The organism is Stenotrophomonas sp. PS02298 (genome assembly GCF_029959445.1).
Classification (GTDB): domain Bacteria; phylum Pseudomonadota; class Gammaproteobacteria; order Xanthomonadales; family Xanthomonadaceae; genus Stenotrophomonas.
This window is the reverse complement of sequence record NZ_JASCOR010000048.1, coordinates 21627-28252: the sequence shown is the minus strand read 5'-3', so window position 1 is coordinate 28252 and position 6626 is coordinate 21627. Positions and strand designations below refer to the sequence as shown.

Sequence of the window (6626 nt, the reverse complement as noted above, 5' to 3'; positions counted from 1 at the left end):
CAGCAAACGATGGACCTTACCCATCCGTGATTGGAAGGCAGCCCTGAACCGATTTACCATCCAGTTTGAGGGGCGGCTCCCTCAGCTGTAACCCGAATCCCGTTTACACAAAAATCTGCACACGCTCTTGCCGATGCGCCCCAGGCCCGTCCACCGGAGCCGCGCAACGTCAGGCCGCCTCAATACGATTCGCGTGACAGTGGCTATTACAAGCACAAGAAGAAGAAAGGCCTGCTCGGCGAGCTCTTCGACTTCTAGCTTGAAAACCGGGGTCAGGGTTGGGTTTCCGCCCTGGCCTTGGTTCGTTAGGTGGTCTTGGGTTTCCCCAGATCAACTGGATCTGCAGCAGAGAGCGCGCAGTATCGGGATTAAATCGTAAAGAAATAAACCGGAAATGGCGTTCATGTTTTGAGCAATACGTATTTAAATCAGTTTATTGCAGTTGCCATTGTCATCTAGTATCGTTTCTTGAATCGTAAAGAAATGAGCGCTGATCATGGCCCGTCCTTCCTCAGCCAGCGTCCCGCAACTGCTTGATCTGCTTCAGAGCGGCGATCCGGTGCCGGCTGGCGTGTTGGTCGAAAAGCTGGCCGTTTCCCGTCCCGTGCTGTCGCGGTTGGTAGCCGAAGCCGGTGATCAGGTACGCCGTGTTGGCAAGGCACGCGCCACCGCCTACGTGGCTACAGCTCTGGTCCGGCCAAACACGTGGCCGCTTTACCGGATGGGCCCGGATGCCAACATGGAAGAGCTGGGCAGCTTGCACGCGCTGCGTGGAGACGGCTTCCTTTTTGAACCTACGGGCGCTCATCCGAACCTCATGCGGCAAGTGGACGGCCCGGCGGGCTACTTCCCTGGGCTGCCCTGGTTTCTGGATGACGTGCGCCCGCAAGGCTTCCTCGGTCGTTCCATGGCCCATCGCTTGGGTCGTGCATTGGGTGTGCCGGTGGACCTGAAGAGCTGGCAATCGCGCGACAACCTGCTCGGCATCCTGCATGGCGGCACCAGTATCGGTGACCTGCTGTTGGGGCAGGCCGCTATCGACCGTGCGCTGCTGGATGTGGATGCGCCACCTGACCGGGTGGACATGGACAGCCGGCAAGAGGTCTACGCCATACGCGCCAGGGAAGCCCTCGATGGCGAGGACGTGGGCTCGTCTCCAGGCGGTGAGCAGCCGAAGTTCACTGCCACCGTGGTTACCGCTACTGGTCGGTACGCTGCCTTGGTGAAGTTCGCGCTGCCATCGTTGAACCTGTTGGGCGCACGTTGGGCGGATCTGCTCACCTGCGAACACCTGGCGCTGACCACGCTGCGCGAGGCAGGATTTCAGGCTGCCCGCACGCAGTTGCTGCGCAGCGACGAGCACGTATTCCTTGAAGTGGAAAGGTTTGATCGCACTGCGGACATACTGGGTAGGCGCGGCTTTGTTTCGTTGTTGGCGCTCGATGCGGCTTTCATCGGTGAGGGGTCGCGCGACTGGGGTCTGGCAGGGGAACAACTCAACAGCGAGCGACTGATCAGCCGCGATACCGCCGAGAACATGGCACGGCTGCATTGGTTCGGCAGATTCATCGGCAATACCGACATGCATCTCGGCAATATCGGTTTCGAGCTGATCGACGATGGCCCGCTACCCTTGTGTCCTGCATACGACATGTTGCCGATGTATATGGCTCCATCGGCTCAAACCGGAAATATTCGCGCACTCGCACCGGTAAGCATCAATGCGCCCAGCAGGGCCGGGCAAGCGCCATTCATTGCCTGGGTCGCAGAACTGGCTGAGCAGTTCTGGCGGCGGGTAGCGGAATCGGAGGTTTCCCCGGAGATTCAGGCCATAGCCCAGCAAAACATCGACGTAGTCAGCCGCTACGCCCAACGCTTCGGCAGCTGAAGGAAAACCGGGGTCAGAGTCGGTTTTCTAGATGCGGCTCTTCGGCCAGGATTCCGGGAAACCAACGCTCCGCTCACGGCAGCACATGAAGCACCTGCGCCGGATAATCCGCCACCATCTTCAAGCGACCGAATGCCGAGCCGCCGATGGCGCCTTCCACCGGGGCATCGGTCATCGATGACATGTACTCGGTGAAATTGCGGTCCGGGCGCGCCGCAAACCATGCTGGGCCGGTGTCGGTGCCAGCGATGCGCACGTTGGCTACCTGGATCATCGGCATGCCGCCATCGCCTTTCAGTGCCACTGGCCAGTCCGGGTGCGCATCGCGCCACTTGCGGTACTGGCGGGCGGTGATGAAGCTGCCTGCCACGCGCGCGCCTTCGGCATGGCCCAGCGCTTTGGCGCCATCCGCGCCCAGCCGGAGTTCGGCACCGGTGTCGAACAGCATGTCGAGCTGTTCGCCGTCGATCTCAACCTGGATGCGCGGCCAGTGCATGTTGCGCTTCGGCAGCATCGTCAGCGGCGTGCTGCGGGCAGTGGCCGGCGGCCTCCAGCCCTGCAGCACGCTGAGCGTGCTGTTCGGGTAGTCGAACTCCCACACCCGCCCGGCAAACCAGCGGCTGCCAAGGAAGCCCTCATTGAGCATGGGGCCTTCGCCGAAGCCCTCGGCGGGCACTATCGCGAGCCGACCCTGCAGGTAGCTGTCGTGTTCGGCGGGCGGAATGCTGGCGCCATCGGCGAAGGCTGGCCATTCCGCGGTCTTGAGCGGCGGCTGGCCTTCTTCCTCAACCTCCGCACCGGGGCGCAGGCCCAAGCGTTGCGCGATATCGTCGCGCACCATGTTCAGACCGCCACCGGTGTCGGTGTAGAACACGATCGTCGCGCCATTGGCCAGGCGCGGTGTCAGCAGGATGCGCTGGTGCTCGAAAAGGGCAGGTACCACCGTGCGCGTGGGAGCTGGCTGCGATGCAGCAGTCTCGGACGCCAACGCGGTCACCGGGCAGGCCGCAGACAGCATCAACCCCAATATGAGAACGTCACGGCGGGCGAACAACGTCATGCAGCACATCCTTGTTGTCATTGGTTGCCCGATCTTCGCAGATGCATCTGCCCGGTGTCGTGTGGCGGAAGTGCCAAGGACCTGCAGAGCCGGGCACAGGGCGGTTTGCTGCTGAATTCAAAAGGGAGGAGCAAGCACGTCGCTTCCGCCTCGCTTCGTCGGGCAGCCGCCAATACAGGCCCGGGCTGAGGTATCAGGCCAGCTTGCGCACCCGTGTATCCGCCGCTTTCAGTGCCGCTCCGTCAGCACCCTGCAGCCGCATCAACGGAACCGGCTTGCCGGTGCGGTTGTCGAGCAGTTGTGAGTGGCGTTCGCCGCGCTGGTAGAGATGCTGTTCTCCCCATTGGCGCAGGGCGACGAGGATGGGGAACAGGCTCTCGCCCTTGGGGGTGAGCACGTATTCCTGATACGCCGTGCCATCCGATGCGGCATGCAGCTGCAGGATGCCGACATCCACGAGTTTGCGCAGGCGGTCGGTGAGGATGTTGCGGGCCACGCCCAGGCCGCGCTGGAAGTCGCCGAAGCGGCGAACACCGTCGAATGCATCGCGCAGGATGAGCAGTGACCAGCGGTCGCCGACAAGGTCGAGGCTGCGGGCTACCGGGCACGGTGAGTCGGATTCGAGGCTGCGGCGGGACATGGCGGCTCCTGTGGTTGCGTGCATTGTAGTTGCATTTTAAAACCACTGTCCGATAGCATCTATTTGGTTGTTATTTGCAACTGGATTGGATCGGTCGTGAATCTGCCTTTGGAAAGCTCGCTGGAACACCGCGAGGCCACCACGCAGCTGCCGGGCAATGCGCTGCCCGCAGGTCTGGTATGGCTGTTCGCGATTGCCAGCGGGCTGTGCGTGGCCAATGTGTACTACGCGCAGCCCTTGCTGGACCTGCTGGCGGTATCGCTGGGCATCAGCCAGGCCGCCGTCGGCAGCGTGGTGACTGCAACCCAGATCGGCAGTGCCTTGGCCTTGCTGCTGCTTGTGCCACTTGGCGACAGGTTGGAGCGGCGCCGCCTGATGCTGGGCCAGCTGTTGGCCTTGGTGGTCGCCTTGTTGTGGGTGGCCTCGGCGCAATCGCCGTGGCTGTTGTTGCTGGGCATGCTGGCGGTAGGTCTGCTCGGCACGGCGATGACACAGGGGCTGATTGCCTATGCGGCCAGTGCTGCCGGCGACGGCGAACGCGGGCGTGTGGTTGGTGCCGCGCAGGCGGGTGTGTTCATCGGCCTGCTGATGGCGCGTGTGGTCGCTGGCGGTGTTGCCGACCTGGGTGGCTGGCGCAGCGTCTACGTCGTTGCGGCGCTGGCGATGCTGCTGCTGGCCGGCGTTCTCTATCGGAGGCTTCCGCGTTTACCGGCGAGCGCAGTGACGATGCGCTACCCGCAGTTGCTCGGCTCAATGTTGCAGTTGTTGCGGCAGGACCGGGTGCTGCAGATCAGGGGAATGCTGGCACTGCTTATGTTCGCGGCATTCAACATCTTCTGGAGTGCACTGGTGCTGCCGCTGAGTGCGCCGCCTTATGGTTATTCGCATACGGCAATTGGTGCGTTCGGGCTGGTCGGCGTTATCGGTGCGTTGGGCGCGACTGGAGCAGGCCGATGGGTCGATCGCGGGCGAGGCCAGGCCGTCACCGCGATGGCGCTGCTGGTGCTGCTGCTGGCGTGGTGGCCGTTGTCCTTGATGCCGGTGTCGTTGTGGGCACTGGCGCTCGGCATCGTGCTGCTGGATCTGGGCGGGCAGGCGCTGCACGTGAGCAACCAGAGCCTGATCCTCCGCGAACAGCCGCAGGCGCATAGCCGGTTGGTTGGGCTGTACATGTTGTTCTATGCAGTGGGCAGCGGGGCCGGAGCGATTGCAACGACCGCCATGTATGCGCAGGAAGGCTGGACTGGTGTCTGCGTGCTGGGCGCGGCGACTTGTGGCGTTGCGGGAGTTTTCTGGCTTTTTACTCGGCGCTACATGCCTGAGCAGCTGCGGTAGCGAACAGCATCAGTCGATAGGTGGATGAAGTGGCCCGGGCGCGCGCCGCCTACCCGAGCCACAAGAGCGATGCTTCTTCGAACAAATTGATATGTTGGGCTGGGTGGTATCGATCTCAGTTGCCAACACCAATCTGCTTCATGAAAGCGGCGTTGTCCCAGTACAGGAATTCCTCGGTCATCTGCCCCTGTTCGTTCCAGTGCCCAATGGTGACCATCGGCAGCCGGTACTTCTTGTTGGTCGGCTGGATCACGGTGCCGTCGGCAAGCGTCATCGGCTTGCTGAAGGTGCCTTCGATGAAGCCCGCAACCGCCGTCCACTCGGCATTCGCTGAGCCGAAGCGCACCGGATGCTCGGTAATCCGGTTGTCGGGTGCAAAAGTCCACATGAAGTCCAGTTCCTTGATGTGATCGGGCAAACCGGTGGTGGTGTGGCCGTCTGGATAGTGCACGACGATGTCCTTGGCATGGCTCAGGTGCAGGTCATCCCATTGCTGCTTCGTGTAGACGCGGAAATCCAGGTCATCAAAGGTCGCAAGGTTCCTGGCCAGGGCTGACGGCATTCCCTGTACGGTGGGGGTTGCTTCGCCGACCTTGCTGGCGGGCCAGCTGTTGGTTGGTGGCTCTGCGGCATGTGCGGTCACAATCGTGGTGAGTGCAACGGAAGCAGCGAACGCGACGCGTTTCATGGCATTCATTGAACGGCTCCTGCAAGGTGTGCGCTGAGGTAACGACGTTCGTGGTGTTCCAGCCTATGCCGCAAACGCGAATTGGAGGGCTGGAAGCGGGGGAAGCATGAGCCGCTTCTGGTTCGTGGTGTGTGAAGCAGGCGTGGTGCCGACGTCTGGATTTCCTATTCGTTGCGAGCATCGGCGTGCTTGCCAGTGCACGCATTCAATTCCAGGGCCCAGAAGCTACAATCGGCCGATTCCCATTGCATGACCGGGAACTACATGGATGCAACGTACTGATTACCCCAGGTGAAAAATGAGAGTCCGTATTTTTGGAGTGTCGCTGCTTGTAGGTCTGCTGCTGGGCTGCAAGCAGGTGCCGGCGGGTGATGCGGAGGGCGTCGCTGGCGCAGTTCCGGCGGCCGAGTTACCGGCCAAGGCAAGCGCGGATCCGGTCGCCGAGATCGAAGACACCGAATCCTCGCCCTATGAAGAGGGCGACCCGGAGGGCGATGCGCCCACGCCAGCCGCGTTCGACTACGAACCCAGCTGTGAGGAAGATCCACTGGCGACGTATTTCTTCACCCTGGTGGGCGGCAACACCGTGGACAACTGCGGCCGTGCTGATCCCAAGGTCACCGCCGCATTCGACGAGCTGCTGAAAGAGGCGGCTGAGGGCGACATCGCCGATCCGCATGTCCCACCGCAGCGCGACCGGCTACTCAGTGGCCCCAGCGCACCGGGCGTGCCCAAGATGTTGGGAAGCGAAACATGGTGGTTCTATACGGCCTGCCAGGCGCACCAGTGCGACACGCAGCAGCTGGCAATGCTTTACCAGCCCCAACACACCAGGATGGTTGGCCGCCTGGTATCACGCTGCAAGGTGTGGTGGTTGGGCAATCCGACGGCTGAGCAGCGTGCGCTTATTGATGAAACCAAGCCGGTGGATCCTGCGCTGCTAAGTGATGAACCCTGCGACGAAGAGCTTTGAGTTCGGCTTGGAGTGGGACGCCGAAGTCCGATAGCAGGGTTG

At 62.1% G+C, this 6626-nt stretch carries 6 protein-coding genes; 3 read left to right on the top strand and 3 right to left on the bottom strand.

The genetic code is table 11. The features are described from left to right. Positions 1-496: 496 nt before the first annotated feature. Positions 497-1888 carry a type II toxin-antitoxin system HipA family toxin YjjJ gene (yjjJ, locus tag QMX78_RS09325; protein WP_282268711.1) on the top strand — a complete coding sequence of 464 codons (1392 nt, stop codon included), beginning with the start codon at positions 497-499 and terminating at the stop codon, positions 1886-1888. Positions 1889-1961: 73 nt separating this feature from the next. Here the strand turns inward: yjjJ and QMX78_RS09320 are convergent, their stop codons facing one another. Together QMX78_RS09320 and QMX78_RS09315 are read right to left on the bottom strand one after the other, a co-directional pair. After that, entirely contained in the window at positions 1962-2948 is a 987-nt protein-coding gene (locus QMX78_RS09320) for a hypothetical protein (protein WP_282268709.1), read from the bottom strand. Between the two features lie 193 nt (positions 2949-3141). Further along, positions 3142-3588 carry a helix-turn-helix domain-containing protein gene (locus QMX78_RS09315; protein ID WP_282268708.1) on the bottom strand — a complete coding sequence of 149 codons (447 nt, stop codon included), beginning with the start codon at positions 3586-3588 and terminating at the stop codon, positions 3142-3144. Positions 3589-3684: 96 nt separating this feature from the next. On the opposite strand from QMX78_RS09315, the gene QMX78_RS09310 reads away from it, so the two are divergent. Next, positions 3685-4923 carry an MFS transporter gene (locus QMX78_RS09310; RefSeq protein ID WP_282268706.1) on the top strand — a complete coding sequence of 413 codons (1239 nt, stop codon included), beginning with the start codon at positions 3685-3687 and terminating at the stop codon, positions 4921-4923. A gap of 115 nt (positions 4924-5038) precedes the next feature. Here the strand turns inward: QMX78_RS09310 and QMX78_RS09305 are convergent, their stop codons facing one another. Continuing rightward, positions 5039-5620, bottom strand: a complete 582-nt coding sequence (locus QMX78_RS09305) for an ester cyclase (RefSeq protein ID WP_282268704.1) — start codon at positions 5618-5620, stop codon at positions 5039-5041. Positions 5621-5930: 310 nt separating this feature from the next. Here QMX78_RS09305 and QMX78_RS09300 point away from each other — a divergent pair, with 310 nt between their 5' ends. Further along, positions 5931-6584, top strand: a complete 654-nt coding sequence (locus QMX78_RS09300; RefSeq protein WP_282268702.1) for an Ivy family c-type lysozyme inhibitor — start codon at positions 5931-5933, stop codon at positions 6582-6584. The last annotated feature ends 42 nt before the right edge of the window (positions 6585-6626 follow it).